At 72.5% G+C, this 17919-nt stretch carries 13 protein-coding genes; 9 read left to right on the top strand and 4 right to left on the bottom strand.

Features of this window, described 5'->3' with window-relative positions:
* Positions 1-147: 147 nt before the first annotated feature.
* Positions 148-1590, top strand: coding sequence for a Hint domain-containing protein (locus AUL33_RS22235; RefSeq protein ID WP_062209768.1), 1443 nt, complete (start codon positions 148-150; stop codon positions 1588-1590).
* Here the strand turns inward: AUL33_RS22235 and AUL33_RS14985 are convergent.
* From AUL33_RS14985 to AUL33_RS14975, 3 genes are all read right to left on the bottom strand, one after another.
* Positions 1557-4958 carry a tetratricopeptide repeat protein gene (locus AUL33_RS14985; RefSeq protein ID WP_062209764.1) on the bottom strand — a complete coding sequence of 1134 codons (3402 nt, stop codon included), beginning with the start codon at positions 4956-4958 and terminating at the stop codon, positions 1557-1559. The two genes, AUL33_RS22235 and AUL33_RS14985, sit on opposite strands and share 34 nt — an antisense overlap.
* 108 nt (positions 4959-5066) lie before the next feature.
* Positions 5067-6197, bottom strand: a complete 1131-nt coding sequence (locus tag AUL33_RS14980; protein ID WP_062209762.1) for a calcium-binding protein — start codon at positions 6195-6197, stop codon at positions 5067-5069.
* A gap of 75 nt (positions 6198-6272) precedes the next feature.
* Positions 6273-7136: a hypothetical protein gene (locus tag AUL33_RS14975; protein ID WP_062209759.1), complete on the bottom strand. Its 864-nt coding sequence runs from the start codon at positions 7134-7136 to the stop codon at positions 6273-6275.
* A 347-nt stretch (positions 7137-7483) separates the two neighbouring features.
* On the opposite strand from AUL33_RS14975, the gene AUL33_RS14970 reads away from it, so the two are divergent.
* From AUL33_RS14970 to AUL33_RS14935, 8 genes are all read left to right on the top strand, one after another.
* Positions 7484-8320, top strand: coding sequence for a hypothetical protein (locus AUL33_RS14970; RefSeq protein ID WP_062209756.1), 837 nt, complete (start codon positions 7484-7486; stop codon positions 8318-8320).
* 83 nt (positions 8321-8403) lie between these two features.
* Positions 8404-10494: a hypothetical protein gene (locus AUL33_RS22825; RefSeq protein ID WP_062209752.1), complete on the top strand. Its 2091-nt coding sequence runs from the start codon at positions 8404-8406 to the stop codon at positions 10492-10494.
* On the top strand, positions 10491-11975 hold the full coding sequence (locus AUL33_RS22820; protein ID WP_244492267.1) for a glycosyltransferase family 4 protein: 1485 nt from the start codon (positions 10491-10493) through the stop codon (positions 11973-11975). The genes AUL33_RS22825 and AUL33_RS22820 overlap by 4 nt, the downstream gene beginning before the upstream one ends.
* Complete coding sequence (locus AUL33_RS14955) at positions 11972-12811, top strand: hypothetical protein (protein WP_062209749.1); 840 nt, start codon at positions 11972-11974, stop codon at positions 12809-12811. The genes AUL33_RS22820 and AUL33_RS14955 overlap by 4 nt, the downstream gene beginning before the upstream one ends.
* Complete coding sequence (locus AUL33_RS14950) at positions 12808-13530, top strand: SapC family protein (RefSeq protein WP_062209746.1); 723 nt, start codon at positions 12808-12810, stop codon at positions 13528-13530. Before AUL33_RS14955 ends, AUL33_RS14950 begins: the two co-directional genes overlap by 4 nt.
* Positions 13527-14453, top strand: coding sequence for a SapC family protein (locus tag AUL33_RS14945; RefSeq protein ID WP_082652620.1), 927 nt, complete (start codon positions 13527-13529; stop codon positions 14451-14453). Before AUL33_RS14950 ends, AUL33_RS14945 begins: the two co-directional genes overlap by 4 nt.
* Positions 14450-15700: a glycosyltransferase gene (locus tag AUL33_RS14940; RefSeq protein ID WP_062209740.1), complete on the top strand. Its 1251-nt coding sequence runs from the start codon at positions 14450-14452 to the stop codon at positions 15698-15700. The genes AUL33_RS14945 and AUL33_RS14940 overlap by 4 nt, the downstream gene beginning before the upstream one ends.
* Positions 15701-15807: 107 nt before the next feature.
* The gene (locus AUL33_RS14935; protein ID WP_062209737.1) at positions 15808-16938 is read left to right on the top strand and encodes a polysaccharide pyruvyl transferase family protein; all 1131 of its coding nucleotides are present in this window, start codon (positions 15808-15810) and stop codon (positions 16936-16938) included.
* Here the strand turns inward: AUL33_RS14935 and AUL33_RS14930 are convergent.
* Positions 16904-17857: a LysR family transcriptional regulator gene (locus tag AUL33_RS14930; RefSeq protein WP_082652619.1), complete on the bottom strand. Its 954-nt coding sequence runs from the start codon at positions 17855-17857 to the stop codon at positions 16904-16906. The two genes, AUL33_RS14935 and AUL33_RS14930, sit on opposite strands and share 35 nt — an antisense overlap.
* Positions 17858-17919 lie beyond the last annotated feature (62 nt).

Here is a 17919-nt window from a genome sequence, read left to right as displayed (position 1 = left end):
TTGCCGTGTCCGCAGGTCGTGCTTGCCAGCGAGGCGTTTGCGGCGGCACCCTTCAGACTCGGGCCTGCCGTCGCCCGGTGCGACCGTGCGCCCGGTGCGCCCGCGCTGCTGTGCCGGCGTGCCCAGCCATTCGATGAGGGACGCCGCATGAGCCAGACCGAAGACGATGGCGGCCTCGGAGCCGACGATGCCGGCGGCGGCTCTCTCGAATCGCGCGAGAAGGGGGGCGGCCAGCAGGGCTCGGCCGCCTTGATGATGTCCGGCGGCATCGCCTCCTCGGCCTTCACCACGACGGCGGCCACCGCGGCGACGGGCACCGCCAAGGGAACCGAGACCGGCGGCGAGGGCGGTGGCGGAGGCCGCGAGAGCGCCGACGTCACCTTGATGGACGAAAGCGGCGGCGGCGGATCGTCGGAGGGCTCGGCCGCTGCGGGCGTTTCGGGCGGCGGCGCGGCGGCGGCCTCCGCCCAGCGCTCGGCCGGATCGCATGCGCCCGGTGCCACCGCTGCGGTCGGCGGGGTGACCGGCGGCGGCATCGGTGGCGGGTCGGTCGGCGGCGGGGCGAGCGCGGCGCGCGGCGAGGCCCGGAGCGAGACACGCGGCGAGGCGTCCGCCGGCGGCAGCGGCGGTGCGGCCGCGAGCGATCCGGCATCGGCCGGCGGCGGCGAGGCGGCCGGCGGGTCCGATGCGGCGGCGGGCTCGGGCGAGGCCAGCGGTGAAGGATCCGGCGAAGGCTCGGGCGAGAGCGGCGGATCCACATCCGCCTCCACGCCCTCGGCGGCCGAGAGCGCGGCGGCGGCCGCGACGGGCGAGGCCGGCGGCTCGGGTTCGAGCGGCAGCGGCGCAGGGGACACGGGGTCGGGCGCCGTGTCCGGCGCGGCGGCCTCGGGCGCATCCGGCGGCGGGTCGGCCTCCCACGGCACGGCGGGCACCGCCGCGAACCCGACCACCACGGCCTTCGTGCATGACGACGCCGTCATCGTATCCCCGGTCTGCTTCCGGCCGGGCACGCGGATCGCGACGCCCGGCGGCCCCGTGGCGGTCGAGGATCTCCTGCCGGGCGATCTCGTGCTGACGCTGGGGGGCGCGGCGGAGCCGGTGCGCTGGATCGGCCGGCAGACGATCGCCACGCGCTTCGCCGATCCGATCCGGGTGCAGCCGATCCGCATCCGCGCCGGGGCGGTCGGCGCGGGCGTGCCGATGCGCGATCTCTTCGTCTCGCCCGACCATGCGATCGGCATCGACGGCATTCTCGCCCACGCCTCGGCGCTGGTCGACGGGCTCGGTGTCGTCCGCGAGCCCGTGGCGGGCGAAAGCCTCGCCTATCTCCACATCGAACTGGCCGAGCACCGCCTCGTGCTGGCCGAAGGGCTGCCGGCCGAGACCTTCGTCGACAATCCCGAAAATCTCGCCTTCGACAACGGGACGGAGCGCGCGGCCGCACTCGGTGACGCGCCGCCGGCCGCCGAGATGAGCCTGCCGCGCGCCAAATCCCGCCGCCAGCTTCCGCAGGCGACGCGCCTTCGCCTGGAAGCCCGAGGCCGTGCGCTCTTCGCTCAGGACGAAGGCGAGGTCGCCCGCGTCGCCTGAGCGTCCCCACCGGGCGCCTTCGGTCGCGCCCGGCCGAAGGCGGTGCGGCTCCAGTGCCGCTCGCTCGCCTTGTAGGCGGCGAGGCAATGGATCGCGGCATGGGCGAGCATCTGCGATCGGTCGAGGATGCGGACGTGCTCCACCGCGAGGCTCCCCCCGCAGAGCGCGCCGTTCAGGATCCGCGTCAGGAGGCCCGGCCCGGTCGAGAGCCAGAGAATGTCGCCGTCGCCGCGATTGACCGCGTCGCACGCCTCATGGAGCGCGCGCGCGATCACGGGATGGCCGGGCGCGACGGCGAGGATGTTGTTGCCGATCGAGCCGAGATCCTCCTGATAGCCGAGAAGGCCGACGCCGTCGCTCACGAGCGGCTCGATGGACTTGAGGCAGCGGTCGTCGGCATCCACCCAGACACCGCCCTCGCGCGCCAACAGCGCCAGCCGGAAGAGGTCGGCCTTCATCGCGGGCTCGCGGGCGCGGCGATAGGCTTGCGTTGCCTCGGCCGGGCCGGACCCGGCAAGGAAGGCCAGCGCGTCGGCGTCGCTCCAGACCCGGTGCCGGAAGCCCGGATGCGCCTCGCGCCAGCTCGCCATGTAGGCGGCGACGTCTGCGGGCACCTCCTCGTCGTTCCAGTATTGATGGATCACGCGCGGAATGGGGGAGGGGCCGGGCGTCGGCCGGGCGTGGTCGAAGACCCCGCGCCGCCGGGCCTCGATGCCGTGCAGGATCGCGGCGGCGGTGCTGGCGGGGAAGGCGCGCACGGTGGCCGCCAGTCGCTCCAACCGATCTTCGGACGCCGCGGCCAGCGCCGAGCGCAGGGCGTCTGCGGCCTCGGTATCGAGGCGGAACTCGTCGTAGAGCTGGCCGTAATGGCTCTGCGAGGGGTTGGCGGACTTGCCGAGCCGCCGGTTGGCCGCGGCTTCAAGCTTGGCCAGCCCGGCGAGTTCGCGCCCGGCGCGGGGCAGGTCGAAGGCCAGAAGCGCGGCATGGATCAGGCGGTTGCGCACCCATCCCTCGCCCGGCAGCAGCGCCACGGCGGCGTCCCCTTCCGCGATCGCCGTGCCGAAATCCCAGCGCGCGGCGGCGAGCTGCGCCCGCACGAACCGGGCGCGGCCGGGCAGCGCCTCGGCCGTCGGGTTTGCGAGCCAGTCGTCCGCCGCCTCGAACTCGCCGCTCTCGATCGCACCGAGTGCGGCCTGCGCGCCGAGCAGGGCGTGACCCGGCCAAAGCGCGCGTGCGGCCGCCAGCTTGCGGCTTGCCGCGCCCGGTTCGCCGAGCTGGCGCTCGAGATCCGTCGAGGCCATCGCGATTTCGGGGCGCTGCCCGAAGCGCGCCTCGGCGGCGGCAAAGCGCGCGCGGGCGTCCGACGCGTGGCCGGCCATCGCAGCGACGCGGGCCCGGAGCAGCACGACTGAGAGCCGGGCGGGGTCGGCAGCCTCGGCGCGGGCGAGAAGCTCGGCCGCCGCGCCGAGATCGTCGCGCGCCAGCGCCTGGCGGGCGAGCGCTTCGAGGAGCGCGGGGTGCTCGGGCGCTGCCTGCCGCGCCCGGTCCAGTGCCGCCTCGGAGGCACCCACCCGGCCGGCGCGCGCCTCGTCCTCGGCGCCCTCAATGAGCGCCTCGACCATCGCGGCGGGCCACCGCCGCGCCACCGCAGCGAAGGCATCGGCGGCGCCCGCGAAGTCCCCTCGCGCCCGCTGGAGACGCGCCTCGGCCAGCGCAGCCTGCGCGGCGCGCGGCGAGTGCGCGGGGATGCCGGCGAGGATCGCGCGCGCCTCGTCGAACGCCCCGCGCTGCATCCGCTCGCCCGCCAGCTCGATCTGCGCATGGCCTTCCGCCGGGTCGGCGGCGATCGCCGCCCGCCAGTTCGCCTCGGCGCCCGCCCTGTCGCCGGCGTCGCGCGCCAGCAGCGCCTGCCCGATCAGGGCCCAGGTAAAGCCGGGGCGGGCGCGAAGGGCGGCGTCGTAATGATCCGTCGCAACCTGCCGCGCTCCCCGCTCTCGCGCGATATCGCCGAGAAGGAGATGCGCGCGGGAATGGGCGGGATCGAGCGCCAGCGCCTCGGCGAACAGGGCCTCGGCGGTCTCCACCCCATCGCGGCGGCGCGCGAGGATGCCGCGCTCCAGCCGAGCCTCGACGGCGGCATCCGGGCGCGCCGCCAGCATGGCCAGCACGGCGTCCGCCGCGTCCCATTCGCCGGCGGCGCGATGATCGGCGGCGAGATCGAAGCCGGCGCGGCTCGGCCCTTCGCCGCCGCGCCAGCGCCCGCTTGCCAGCGCCATGGCGCCGGCGGCGTCACCCGATGCCTGCCGCTGGAGCCGGCGCACGCGGTGGGCGCCCTCGTGCTCCCGGTCGAGCGCCAGCACTGCCAGCGCCGCCGCTTCGGCGTCCGTCGCCCGGCCGACGGACAGGAGGTCGGCCGCGAGATCGGCCTGCCGGTCGGCGACGTCCGGCGCGAGACGGGCAGCAGTGGCGGAATGGGCGAGGGCCAGCGCGCCTTGGCCGCCCCGGCGCGCGGCGGCGGCAAGGAGCGCGTAGGCCCGCACGAGGCCGGGCGCGCGCACGAGGCAGCGCGCTGCGATCGTCTCGGCCTCTTCGCTCATGCCCTGCGCGAGCAGCGCGTCGGCGAGATCCAGCGTCGCGCCGGCGTCGCTCGGGTCGAGCGCGGCCGCCGTCCGCCAGTGGGCGAGTTCGCCGGCCCGGTCGCCGCGTCGGCGGGCGAGCCTTGCCCGCTCGCGATGTCCCTCGATGAACCCCGGATGCGCGCTCGCAAGCCCGGCCAGCACCTCGTCCGCGGCCTCCTCGCGGCCGAGGGCGACGAGTTCGCGGGCGACGTCGAGCCCGAACCAGGGATCGCTCGGGTCCAGCTCGGCGGCGATGCGGAAATGCCCGAGTGCGCCTTCGTGGTCGCCGCGTTCGCGCGCGACGAGGCCGAGCCCCCGCACGGCATGGGGCAGCGGCGTGCCGGCGGCGAGCGCGCGATAGGCGGCTTCCGCCTCCGCCAGCCGGCCGAGGGCGCGCAAGGCGCCCGCCTCGTCCTGCCGGTTCCAGAGATCGTGCGGGGCGAGGGCCGCAGCCTGGCGGAACGCGTCGAGCGCCGCCTCGTGGTCGCCGCGCCGTCGCGCCGCGAGGCCGAGCGTGCGCCAGGCCGGCGCGAAGCCCTCGACGTCGCGCAGGAGCGCCCGCGCCGCGTCTTCGGCCTCCCCGATCCGGCCGAGCGCCAGTCGCTCGATCGCGGCGTCGTTGCGGCTCCAGGGGTCGGGGCCCGCCGCCTCGAAGGCCAGAAGCGCGCCCGCATGGTCGCCTGCCGCCCGCTTGGCCAGGGCGAGGCGGCGCGGGTCGTCTCCGCTGGCGGCAGCTGGGGGAACGGGCATCGCGGCAGTGTCCGGGCGGCGCGCGCGATGAGCCGGGCGCCGGGTTCGCCCCCAGCATGACGGCAAATCGTTAAACGGGGCTCACGAAGCGCCCACGTGCCCGATCTCTCAGCTCGACAGCACGGTGTCGCGGAAATGCAGCGACTCGATGCCGGTCAGCGAGGCGCGGTAGCCGTCGTCGAAGGTGACGAGCGTCGTCGCGCCGGAATGGGTGACATGGGCGTCGGCATAGGAGCGATCCTCGAAATAGGCAGTGTCGTTGCCGGCGCCGCCATCGAGCGTGTCCCAGCCCGTGCCGTGGTGGAGGACCGCGAAATAATCCGAGCCGTCGCCGCCCACCACGCTGTCGGTGAGGCCGTAGGAGAGGAAGTAGTCGTCGCCCGCGCCGCCCGACAGCGTGTCGTGGCCGCCGAGCGAGCCGGTGAGCGAATCGTTGCCGGCGCCCGCGAACACGGCGTTGGCGCCGTGCGGGGCGTCGTGCAGCATGATCGTGTCGTTGCCGGCGCCGCCGAGAATGGTGGTGAAGCTGCCGAAGCTGTCGACCTGCGAGGCGTGGGTCGAGGCCGAGCCGTCGATGAGGTTGTGGTCGCCCGCCGTGCGCACCACGTCGCCGTCGGTGTGGATCGTCGTGGAATGGCCGGAGGCGAAGATCGTGGCGTTGCCGCCGTAGATCGTGTCGAGCCCGCCAGAGGACTGGATCGTGTCGCCGGCCCCGCCCGAATGGAGGGCGGTGTGCCCGTTGCTGCCGCCGACGAGAAGCGAGGCGCCCTGCTCGCTGCCCCAGAGCGTGTCCATGCCGAGGCCCCCGCCCAGCGTGTCGTGCCCGCCCGAGGCGAAGAGCGCGTGGTTGCCGCCCGCGGTGCCGCCCGAGAGGCTGTCGGCGCCTGCGCCGCCGTGGATCGTGGCGTCACTCGCACCCGCCACGATCGTGTTGCCGCCGGTGCTGGCGAAGACCGTGTCGTTGCCGGAGCCGACCAGCGTCACCGAACCGCTATCGGCGAGGATGACGGCCACCGACTGGCCGCCGTCGTCGACGCTGACAGGACCGCCGCCGGTCGAGGCCACGACGATGTGGTCGCCCGCGTCGGCGGTGACGGACGATGCATCGCTGGACTGGACGGTCACGGCGGAGGTGCCGGAGAGGCCGAGATCGGCGAGCACGCGGTTGATGTGGTCGCTGGCCTCCTGCGACAGGCGTCCGAGGGTTGCGACTTCCGAGCTGGTGTAGATCTCAGCCATGCTCGCGCCCCGGGGCCGGAACCGACGTCAGCGCCGGTGCCCTTTCGACATGCGAACCATGGGCGGGGCGGGTGGTCAGGCGGCCTCGGCTTCGCGGGGCGCGGTGCGCCGGAAGACGCGCAGGCGGCTCGGCTGGCGCGCGGGCGCCGTGTCGATGCGCGGCGCCGGGGCGCTGGCAACGGAGGCGAAGTCGAGGCGGATGCCGACGAGCGGATCGAGCGGCGAGGCGCCGACGAGCTCGATCTCGCGGCCGCGCTGCGTGACGACGGCCGAGCCGAGGAACACGCCGTCGCCGCGCAGCACCAGATCGGGGGCCGCGCCATCGGTCAGGCGAACGCGCAGGCCGATCAGCGGCAGCGCCTTGCCGCGCGATCCCGCATAGGTTCCCGCGGGGGTCCAGGGCGACCAGCCGGCGGCGCGGCCGGCGGTCGCCACCTGATATTCGAGCGGCAGGTCGGCGGCGACGCCGCGCATCTCGATGCCCTCGATGCGGCCGGGTGCGTCGGGCCCGCAGATCCAGTGGCCGCGCGGCGCGGCCACGTCGCCGCGCAGCGAGACATGGGCGCGGATCACGAACTCGGCGCCGCCGGGCGGCAGGTCGGGCCGCAGCGGGGTCTCGATCGGCAATGCGGGGGCTGCGGCCTGGAGATGGGTCAGTTCGAGCTCGGCAGCGAGGCTGCCGCCGGGGCCCGCGGCCCGCACAAGGATCTCGAGGACGCCGTCGGCCTCCGCCACGGCGATGAGCGTGCGACCGGGAGCGGGGAGTTCGCCGAAGGGCTCGCCGGGGGCGCAGACGAGGGAGATGCCGGGCGAGGCGCCAGCCACCACGACCTGCGGCGCGGCGGCCCCGGACAGGGCGAACGCGGCGTCGGTGCGGTAGCGCAGGATCGAGAGACCCCGTTCCACCTTCAGAATGACCTTGCGTTCGGCTGCGATCACGGGCTGCTCCAGAGTTTTCGTCAGGTGCAGGACACGATGTTCAAGGGGGGATTGCAAGTTAATGAGACATAATCGAGTGATCGAGGCAAACGACGACTTAAGGCGTGCCCTGAAGCACTTCAGGTTGTGTCAACATTAACGAGGCGTTGCTGGAACGGCATCAAGTCGAAGAAAGGTGCGCGATCCTGCGGCCGCCGACCCAAGGGCCTTCAGCCGCTGGCGGATCGCCGTGCCGCCACGGCGTCGGGAGCTTCGAAACAGATCCACCCATGCGGCCCGCCGTATACAGTTATGTAAGATATTAAACATATTCTACAGTTATAAATCGTTGGAAGGAACCGACGCGCATGATCCGCGGAAGCATCGAGTTCGTCACTGCAGATCTCATTCAGGGATGGATCTACACCGAGGATGGCCGGATCCGCGATCGCACGCTGCTGGCCTTCCGGGGCGATCTCTGCGTCGGCGCCGGCAAGGTCGATACGTTCCGCGGCGATCTCGCCGATGCCGGCATCGGCGACGGGCACCTGGGCTTCAGCTTTCCCATCTCGGTTCCCTCCGACCAGGTCGGCTCGGTGGTCCTGAAGCTGGAGGGCAGCGACGCCATGATCGTGCAGGGCGGCGCCTTCGTCACCACCGGCGCGGCTCCCGTCGCCGGCCTGTCGCGCTCCGATGTCCGCGAGCGGCTGGCGGCGCTCAAATGGGCGCTGAAGCACGGCCGCATCGGGCAGGGCGATTTCGACTTCCTGCGCATCCTCTGGTCCTTCGGCGTCTACGAGCGTGGTCTCGTGCGGCGCAATGCCGGCGACGAGGCCGTCGTGACCGACCAGCCCGCCGCGGTCGCCGCCGCCTTGCTCGAGTCCTATCTCGGAACCGACGCGCGCCTCGGCGCGACGCTCGTGCGCTCGCCGATCGAGTTCGCCGCCGAGATCGCCCGCATCGCCGCCAAGGGCGACGGCGCGCCCGTGATCGCGCTCCACACCCGCGACCGCGCCACGCTGCGGGTGCTCGAAGGCTCGCATGTCGACGAGGGCGCGTCGGACGCGGCCCGTTCGGCGCCCTTCGTCGACTATCCGTTGGCAGGGGACAACCTCGTGATGCTCGACGCCCGCGCCACCGCCGAATTGGCGATGGCCGACGGCGGCACGCTGACGATCATGTTCGCCGAGCCCGCTTTGTCCTGACCGGCCCCGCGAGACCGCCCCGGCTCCGGCGCGTCGCGCGCGGAGGCCGCTACCGGGCGTCTCCGTCCGGTTGAAAGACCGTCATGCTGCACGTCCTCTCCCCCAGCGACTATGCCGCGCCGGACCTGACCGAGCTCGCGATGGGCCGGTGGTGTGGCCGCGTGGAGCGCTTCGATCCGCTCGGCGGCATCGAGGGCTGGGCGCTGGCGATCGACGCGCCCGCCGCCGCGACGGAGCTCGAACTCGTGGTGGGCGACGCCGCGCTCGCCATCGCCGAGACCGCGTATCCCCATGCGGCGGTCGACCGCCAGCTCGGCTTCGAGACGTGCGCCGGCTTCCGCTTCGGCCCGGAGATCTTCGCCCGGCTGGCCCGGCTCGGACCTCACCGCAGCCGGCTGCCGGTCTCCGTGCGCATCGCCGGCACGCCGACGCGCCTGCGCCCGCCGACCGGGCGCGACCCGGCCGTCTGCGATCTCGTCGAGGCCTGGGAGAGCGCCGTTCTCGCCGGCCTCTTCCCGCCCGTCGAAGCCTCCACGAAGGGCGACCGGCTGCTGGCGCGCCTCGCGGGGCTGCGCAGCGAGGCCGAGGCGCTCCGAGAGCGGGCGCTGCGTCCGCTCTCGGACAACGATGTCGGCCAGATCGACGCGGTCTATCCGTCCACTGAGGGGCAGCTTTGGTTCGTGGGCTGGATCAAGCGGGGCGTCGATCCCGAATTCTCGGCCGTCATCGTGGACCGCGAGAAGCTGCCGGCCGGCGGTGCGGTGATGCAGTACGAGCGCCCCGACCTCAACTCGACCTGCGTCGGCGTCGTCGGCCTTCTCGACACCGGCTGGACCCCGCCGCCGGTGATGCGCGACGGGTTCGTCTATCTCGGGCGTGCCGCCGAGTTCCACCTGCGCTACGGCGCCTTCACGCGGCTGCTGCGGGCCGACGCGTTCCTCGCCGCCTTCGCGCAGGCCCAGCCCGTGGCGGTCGGCGGCCATGCCGACGCGCTCGCCTCGGTGCTGCAATCCGGCTCCAACTGGATCGCAGGCAACGCCGCCGCCGCCGGCATCGCGGCCGAGGGCGGCATCGACCGGCTGCTGATGGTGCCGGGCTTCGGATGCCTCGCGGAGGGCTGGGCGGTGAGTCCGGCCAAGCGCGTCGAGACCTTCCACATGAAGATCGGCGACTGCGTCCTCGTCGCCGACGAGGCTGCCACCTCGTTCCGGGCGCGACCGGACCTCGCCTCCGTCTTCGGCGGCGGTGGCGGGGTGACGGCGCGCGCCGGCTTTGCCGCCGTCCTGCGCGGCGGCCTGCCGGCCAATGCCGCCGGCGCGCCGCTGCTACGCATCGTCCACGACGACGGCACGAGCGCCGTGCAGCGCGTCGAGCCGAAGGTCCTGCGCCGTCTCGATCCCGTCGCCGACAGCGACGAGGTGCTGCGGCTCTATCCGTCGTTGCGCTTCGAGCCCTTCTACGACGCCTTCCTCGCCGCGATCCGCCGCAACCTCGCCGGTGCCTCGCGCGAGCCCGCGGCCCTTCGCGAGGCGCCGGCGAAGCAGCTTGTGGTGCTGCGGCTGCCGGCCGAGCCCGGCAATATCAACCTCGTCTTCGATCGCATCGCCCGCCACCTTCCCGATCTCGGGCCAGGAACGGGCGTCGCGGTCGTCGCCGATCAGGGCCGGGGGCGGGCCGAGGCGCTGCTGCGCTTCGAGGAGCTGCGGGCCGGCACCGACGCGCCGCTGTCGCTCTTTGCCGCCCATCACCCCGGCGACGTGCTGGCCGAACTCCCGGCCCTTCTCGCGCGCCTCGGCGCGGAGCGCTTCGTCCATGTCGGACGCGGCGTCGTCCTCAACGCGCGCGGCTGGCGCGAGGCGGCTTTGAGCGTCGCGCGCCGGGGCCACGGGATCGAGCGCTTCGAGATCCTCGACGATGCCGGCCATCCCGACCGCGTCGACGGGGCGCTCGGCGCGGCGTGCTTCGGCTGGAGCACGGCGGCGTTCCTCGCCTTCACTGCCGCGACGCCGCCGCTGACGCGCGGCCTCTTCAACGACAACGGCCTGCCGTCCGCCCCCGGCCGCGACCGCGTGCTGAGAGCCTGCGCCATGCGGATCGAGCGCGCCGTGCCCTCGCGTCTCGCCGACATGATCGACGCCGATCTCCTGGCGGGACGGGGAGGGAGGCCGTCGTGATCTTCGAAACCGGCTTTTCCGCAGAGGCCCTGTCCGGCGCGATCCTGCCGAAGATCGCCGTCATCTCGCACAGCCATCCCTCGCTCTCGAAGGGCGGCGCCGAGATCTCCGCCTATGCGCTGTTCCGGGGCCTGCGTCAGATCGGCGTCGACGCCATCTATATCGGCGCCTGCAACGCCGCTGACCGCGGCCGGCTGGCCTTTGCCGACGAGCACGAATTCGCGGTGATCTACGAGGGCGAGCGCTACGATCACTTCTATCATCTGGCGCCCGCGGGCGTCGCCGAGCAGCTGGTGGCGATCCTCAAGCGCGAGGGCGTCGGGCTCTCCAACTTCCACCACTTCTTCAATCTTGGGCTGAATGCGCTGCGCGCCGTCAAGGCGCTGCCGGGCATGCGCTCCTTCCTGACGATCCACGAGTTCCTGGCGATCTGCCAGAACCACGGGCAGATGATCACGCGCCAGGCGCAGATCCTGTGCGAGGGCGCCTCGAACGAGAGCTGCGCCACCTGCTTTCCCGAGCACCTGCGCACCCAGTTCGCGATGCGCCGTGAGACGATGCTCGACGCCTTCGGCGATTTCGACGGCTTCGTCTCGCCGAGCCGCTTCCTTGCGGGGCGCTTCACCGACTGGGGCCTCGACCCCGCCCGCATGAGCGTCGTCGAGAATGGCCTCTTGGCGCCCAGTGGCCACGCCCCACGCCCGCCGAAGACCGACGCGAGCTGGACCTTCGGCTTCTTCGGCCAGATCAACCCGTTCAAGGGCGTCGACGTGCTGCTCGACGCCGCCGAGCTGATCGCCGAGGACAAGGCGCTGGCCAAGCGCGTGCGCCTGCGCATCCACGGCAACCTGATCGGCCAGACCAAGGAGTTCACCGAGCGCTTCGAGGCCAGCCTCAAGGCCCATGCCTTCCTCACCTATGCCGGTGCCTACAACAACAACTCGGTCCACCGCCTGATGAGCGAGTGCGACTACGTGGTGATCCCCTCCAAATGGTGGGAAAATTCTCCCGTCGTGATCCAGGAGGCCTACGGCGCCGGCGCCCCGGTCATCTGCACGGGCATCGGCGGCATGGCCGAGAAGGTGCCGGACGGGGTGTCCGGCCTGCATTTCCGGCTGGGCGACGCCGCCGACTTCCTGCGCGCGATGCGCACAGCCGCCGATCCCGCCAATGCCGCAATCCTGCGCGCCGGCATCCCGCCGGTGATCTCGGCCGCCGAGATGGCGCGCCAGTATTGCGCCGTCTTCGCCGGCCCGGCGGCCGCCAGCGTCGGGATGGAGGTTCCGGCGGCCGCCGGCGTCGGGATGGAGGTTCCGGCGGCCGCCGGCATCGGGATGGAGGCTCCGGCGTTGCTGCCCGAGCCGGCGCTTCTGCTGCCCGAGTTCAACGCGTCCTTCGCCGAGATGCCCATCGCCGAGACGCCTGAGTTCGAGGCTTCCGCGATCGAGATGCCGCCCCTCCAGCCGGTGCCGGCCGAATGATCCGCGGCCATATCGACCTCGCCTCGCGCCAGCGCGTCGAGGGCTGGATCCATTGCGATCGGGTGCCGCTGACCGGCAGCCATGTCCTCGCCTTCCACGACGAGACCTGCGTCGGCGGCGGCACGGTGGACCTCTTCCGGCAGGATCTCGCCGATGCGGGCCTGGGCGACGGCGTCGTCGGCTTCGGCTTTCCCGTGGCGCTCGGGCCGGGCCACGATCCGCGCGTGCTCGAAGTGCGGCTCGACGGCGGCACGATGCTCTTGAAGCAGGGCGCCTGCGCCTTCGTGCCGCGCGAGACGCTGGGCGAAGACCGCCGCCGGCAGGGGCGCGACCCCGCCGCGCTGTCGTGGATGCTGGCGCGCGGGTGGCTGACGCAGCCCCATTACGACGCGCTGCGAGGCCTCGCCCAGTTCGGCGTCCACCCGCTGGCGATGCGCATGCCGATGCAGGGGCGCGATCCCGCCGCGGTCTGCGACGAGGTGGCGCTGCACGCGGCCGAACTCATCGAACTCCACATGCACACGGCGATCGACGTCGAGATCCGCGAGGGCGTGCGGCCCGCCGATCTCGCCGCCATCCGCCGCGAGGTGCGTGCGGCCTTTCCCTTCGTACCGCCGGTGATCGGCCTCTGGTCGACGGACGAGCGCCATCTCGAACTCGTCGAGGGATCGCACCTGCGCGACCAGCCACTGGAGGCGGGCGGCGGCGTCGAATACGCCTTTGGTCGCCGCACGCTGCTGCTTCTCGACCTCGATGGCGCCATCGCCTTCCGGGCCGGCGATGCGCCCGCGCCCTTCGCCGCCTTCGTGCCCTCGCGCCCCGAGGCGTCGCGATGATCTTCGAAACCGCCGAGGCGCTGCGGGGCGAGCGGATGGCCTCGCGCATCTATTCGCCCTTCGCCTATCCGCTGCCGCGCCGCACCCCCGTCGTGCCCATCGCCGCCGCCGAGGCCGAGCGCTTCGCGGCGAGCTTTCCGGTGGTCTGGCAGCGCGGCGAGGACGGGCCGCGGCTTTGCGTCCTCAGGTCCCTGCTCGACGACGGCACCGGCTTTCCGCCGGGCACCGAGCGTTCGCTGGCGCTGCTGCCGCTGCTCTTCCAGGCCTATCCCTTCGTGTTTCCCGCCGGGCCGCTGAAGGCGGCGGGCAACACCCGGCTGATCGATGTGGCCGGCGCCGACCTGCCGACCGATGCCGGCGCGCCGATCACCACCGCCGACGGGCGGCTCTCGCACGGGGCGGAGCTGCGGCTGCGCGCCCTCGACCTCTTCGAACGCGATCACGAGCGGACCCTGGCGATCGGCCGGGCGCTTGGCGAACTCGGCCTGCTCGAGCCCTGGCCTCTGCGTTTCGACCTCGGCTTTGGGCGCTCCTGCGACGTCGGCGGGCTTGCGGTGGTGCCGGCCGGCGCCTTCGACACGCCGCGTCTCGCGCCGGTCGTCGCGCGCTTCGGTATCGCGGCGGCGCGCCTTCTCGGCCATCACCGCCTGTCGCTGTTTCGCGCCGCCGCGCTCCTCTCGGCGGCGCGTGCCGCGGTCACCGCTGGGGCGCGGCCATGATGACGCTGAAGCCGCTCGCTGCGATGGCGGACGCGAAGTTCCGCCCGCCCGAGCATTTCGGCTTTGCCGCGCAGCTTGCCTGGATCCCGGTGAACGACACCGAGTTCCACCTGACCGCCCACCACCTGCCGCTGGCGGTGCGAACGCTCGGCGGCGTGCCGCGCCTCGGCGCCCTCGTTCATCCCGCCTTCCTCCAGCGCCCGGCGGTGGACGCCGAGGGGCGCTGGCGCGGCGGCTACCTGCCGCTGGCGCTGCGCACCTATCCGTTTCTCCTCTCGAACCGCACCGGCGGGCGGCCGATCGACGAGATCGACGTCGTGGCCGAGGCCGGCCTCGTCGGGCCTTGGGGCATGCCGGTGGCACTGGACCCGGCGGCGGGCACCCTGTCGCCGGAGCTGGCGGCCATCCGCAACACGCTGACGATGACGCGCGCCGGCGCGCTCCGCCTCTCCGGCGCGCTCGATCTCCTGCGCATCTCCAACGTGCTCGTGCCGCTGCGCGACCCGCGCGGGCAGGAGGCGGCCGACTGCACGGTGGATGCCGCACGCCTGGGGGCGCTCGACGCCGGCGCGGTGGCCGCACTCGCCAGCCGCTCCTTCCTGCCGCTGGATCTCGCCACCGCCATCCTCTTCTCGCGCCGGCATCTCCATCCCGAGCGCCTGCCTGCGCCCGAGCGCCGTCCGGCCGCCGCCGCCGTCGCGGCGGAGGAGGGGAGCGTCGCGCGGGGCGACCCGATGGACATCGTCCTCGCCAACCTCGAATCGATGAACTTCGCGCTCGACGCCAGCGACCTCTTCGACCTCTTCGGCGCCGGCGACCTCGCGGATTTCGCAGCGCCCCTGCCGGAATCGGAGTTGGAGCTATCCGCCGCCGAGGGAGTGCAGGCGCCGGGCCGGGCCGCCGCCGCCCGCGCCGTGGCATGAAGTATCTCTTCGTCCACAACAACTTCCCGGCACAGTTCCGCCATCTGGCAGTGCATCTGGCGAGCGACCCGCGCAACGAGGTGCGCGCCATCGGGGCCGACGGCTCGCGCCCGCTGCCGGGCGTCGTGCTGCACCGCTACACGCTGCCGCCGGGCTCGGTCGGGGGCACGCATCCGTTCGCGCGGCGCTTCGATGGCGAGAGCCGGCGGGCCGAGCAGGCGCTCTATGTCGCGACCATGCTGCGGGCGACGGGCTTCCGACCCGACATCGTCGTCGCCCATAGCGGCTGGGGCGAGGCGATGCCGCTGCGCGCCGTGTTTCCGGAGGCGCGGCTCGTCGCCTATTGCGAGTATTTCTATCGCTCGACGGGCTCCGACGTGAACTTCGACCCGGAGTTTCCCGCGCTCGGCGTCGACGGGATCGTCGGCCTCCACGCGCGAAACGCCGCCAATCTTCTGGCGCTCGTCGACTGCGACTTCGCGATCGCACCGACTGAGTGGCAGCGCTCGACCTTTCCGGCCGAGTTCCACGCCAAGATCCGCACCGTCCACGAGGGCATCGACACGCGGATCGTGGCGCCCGATCCCGCCGCCTCGATCCGCCTCGACGACGGGACGCTGATCCGGGCCGGCGACGAGGTCGTCACCTTCGTCGCACGCAATCTCGAGCCGCTGCGCGGCTACCACGTCTTCATGCGGGCGCTGCCCGAGATCCTGCGCGCCCGTCCGCAGGCGCGGGTGCTCATCGTCGGCGGCTTCGGCGTCTCCTACGGGCAGCGCCCGCCGCCGGGCGAGACCTGGCACCGCATCTTCCTCGACGAGGTGGCGCCGTTGCTCGACACGAGCCGCGTCCACTTCCTCGGCCATGTTCCGTTCGCGCGCTATCTCGACGTCCTCAGGGTCTCGCGCGCCCATGCCTATCTGACCTATCCGTTCGTTCTCTCGTGGTCGTGCCTGGAGGCGATGGCGGCGGGCTGCGTGGTGGTGGCCTCCGACACGGCGCCGGTGCGCGAGGTGATCGACGCCAGCAACGGCATCCTCGTGCCGTTCCATCGGTCTGAGCGCCTCGCCGAGGCGCTCATTGCGGCGCTCGCCGATCCCGATGCGCATGCCGAACTCGGCAGCCAGGCACGCCGCACGATTCTGGAGCGCTACGACATGGCGAGCGTCTGCCTGCCGCAGGCTTTGCGCATCCTGCACGAGCCGGGTCCGGCGTCATCGGATGCGGTGCTTCCCGGCATGCTCTGAAGAGGCACCGGTCACGCCGGGCGATACCCATATATAACCTTAATCATTCAGAGCGATGATGGAGCCCGTCGCCGAGCCCGGACTGTCCCGTAAAGGTCGCCCTTCCCATGCGTGCTGCCCTGGTCAAATATTCTGGTCGCCGGCTGAACAACCACGAGGCGGTCTGGTTCGACACGCCGTTCCGCAAGACCCTCGAGGACTATTACAACACCGGGGACATCTGCGTTTACGATTCGACCCTGCGCCTCGTGAACTACTCGGAAGGGCATCTCCTCAACATCGACGAGCCGGTGAACGAGGCCGAGGTCCGGCGCATCAAGGACAATTGCGACTTCATCCTGCTGCGCGGCTCCAACTACATCCACGAGCACATGGACTGGGGCCATTTCCTCGAATGGATCGAGGCGCTGGACATGCCGGTGGTGTGCATCGGCGTCGGCGCGCAGGCCGAGACCGAGCGCCCGATCATCCTGCCGACGGAAGGGCGCCGCGTCTGGCAGGCGATCGCCGAGCGCGCCACGATCGGCGTGCGCGGCGCCTTCTCGGCCGAGACGCTGCACCGCAACGGCATCCACAATCTGGAAATCGTCGGTTGCCCGTCGATCTTCCGGGCCCGCGACCGCAACATGGTGCTGCGTCATGCGCCGGACGGCCCCAAGCGCGTCACCTTCAGCCTGCGCCGCGAGGTCGGCTCGACCTATGCCGTGGATCCGGCGGCCTTCATCGCCACGCAGAAGCGCATCATCGCCAAGCTGCATCTGGGCTCCGACCTCTTCCTCTCCTGCCACGGCGAGCCGGAGGAAAAGGCGTTCTTCTTCAAGTCGCCGCGCCACATGGACAAGGCCACCGCCAAGCTGATCGCCGAAGGCTGGTTCGACGAAACGACGGGCGCGCTGCTCAAGCATCTCTACGAGAGCCGGCTCTACTATGTCGGCGCGCCCGGCGACTACGACGTCTATGCGACGCAGTTCGACGCCGCGCTCGGCTACCGCGTCCATGCCGTGCTGCCTGCGGTGGCGGTGGGCGTGCCCGGCGTCCTCTTCTCCTACGACACGCGTTCGCGGGAACTCGCCGAGACCTTCGACCTGCCGATCTACAGCCCCGAGGCCTTCGAGCGGCAGACGCTGGCCGAGGCGCTGGCGCCCTCGCGCTTCGAGCGCTTCAGCCAGCTCTTCGCCGAGCGCTACGACCGGATGAAGGCCTTCATCGAGAAGAACGGCGTGCCGACGCGCATGTGATCGGCGACCCCTCGGCCGACGGCATGTCCGGACCGACGATTCCCGAAAGCCAGGTTCGAAACGCGGTGAGCGGAGGATAGCGCTCGCGGTCGTCAGGCCAGACGAGATGATAGGCCTCGCGGCTGCGCATCGGCCGGTCGATCACGGGCACGAGCTCGCCGCGCTCGATCTCGCGCTCGACGAGGAAGGTCGGCAGGAGGGCGACGCCGAGCCCCGACATCGCCGCCTGGGCCATCGTCGCGAACTGGTCGAAGAGCATGCCCGTCACGCCGTGGTCGGCGACGCCGTTGCCCGACAGCCAGCGCTCCCAGGCGTCGGGGCGCGAGGTGATGTGGAGGAGAGGCAGGGCGCGCAGCGCCTGCGGATCCCCGTCCACGGGATGGGCGGCGAGGAAGGCGGGGCTCGCCATCGGCATCACCGTTTCCGTGCTCAGCATCAGGTGGTTGGTGCCCGGCCAGTCCGGCGCCCCGAAATGGATGGCGGCGTCCATCGTGTCGAGGCGGAAGTCGAACTCCACCAGCCGCGTCGCGAGATTGACGGTGATGCCGGGATGGCGGCTGAGGAAGTCGGGCAGGCGCGGCGCCAGCCAGCGCGTGCCGAAGGTCGGCAGGATCGCCAGATTGAGCGTGCCGCCCTGCGGATTGGCGCGAAGGTTGAGCGAGGCGGTGGAGATGCGGCGCAGCGCGTCGCGGATGTCGCGGGCATAGGCCTCGCCCGCCGGCGTCAGGCGCACCGTCTGGCGCTCGCGGTGGAAGAGCGCGACGCCGATCTGCTCCTCCAGCGCCCGGATCTGCCGGCTGATGGCGCTCTGCGTCAGGTTCAACTCGCGCGCGGCCGCCGTGAAGCTGGCGGTGCGCGCGGCCGCCTCGAAGGCGCTGAGAAGCCCGATCGAGGGCAGGAAGCGTCGGGGAATCTGCATCAGGTCATTCCGGGGCCGAATGCCCCGGAGACCACCATGCCCGCCGCCGCGATTCAAGCGCC

The sequence above is a fragment of the Aureimonas sp. AU12 genome, assembly GCF_001463705.1.
In the GTDB taxonomy this organism is placed as follows: Bacteria; Pseudomonadota; Alphaproteobacteria; order Rhizobiales; family Rhizobiaceae; genus Aureimonas.
Note: the sequence above shows the minus strand (reverse complement) of the source record. Positions and strands in the feature narration are given on the sequence as shown.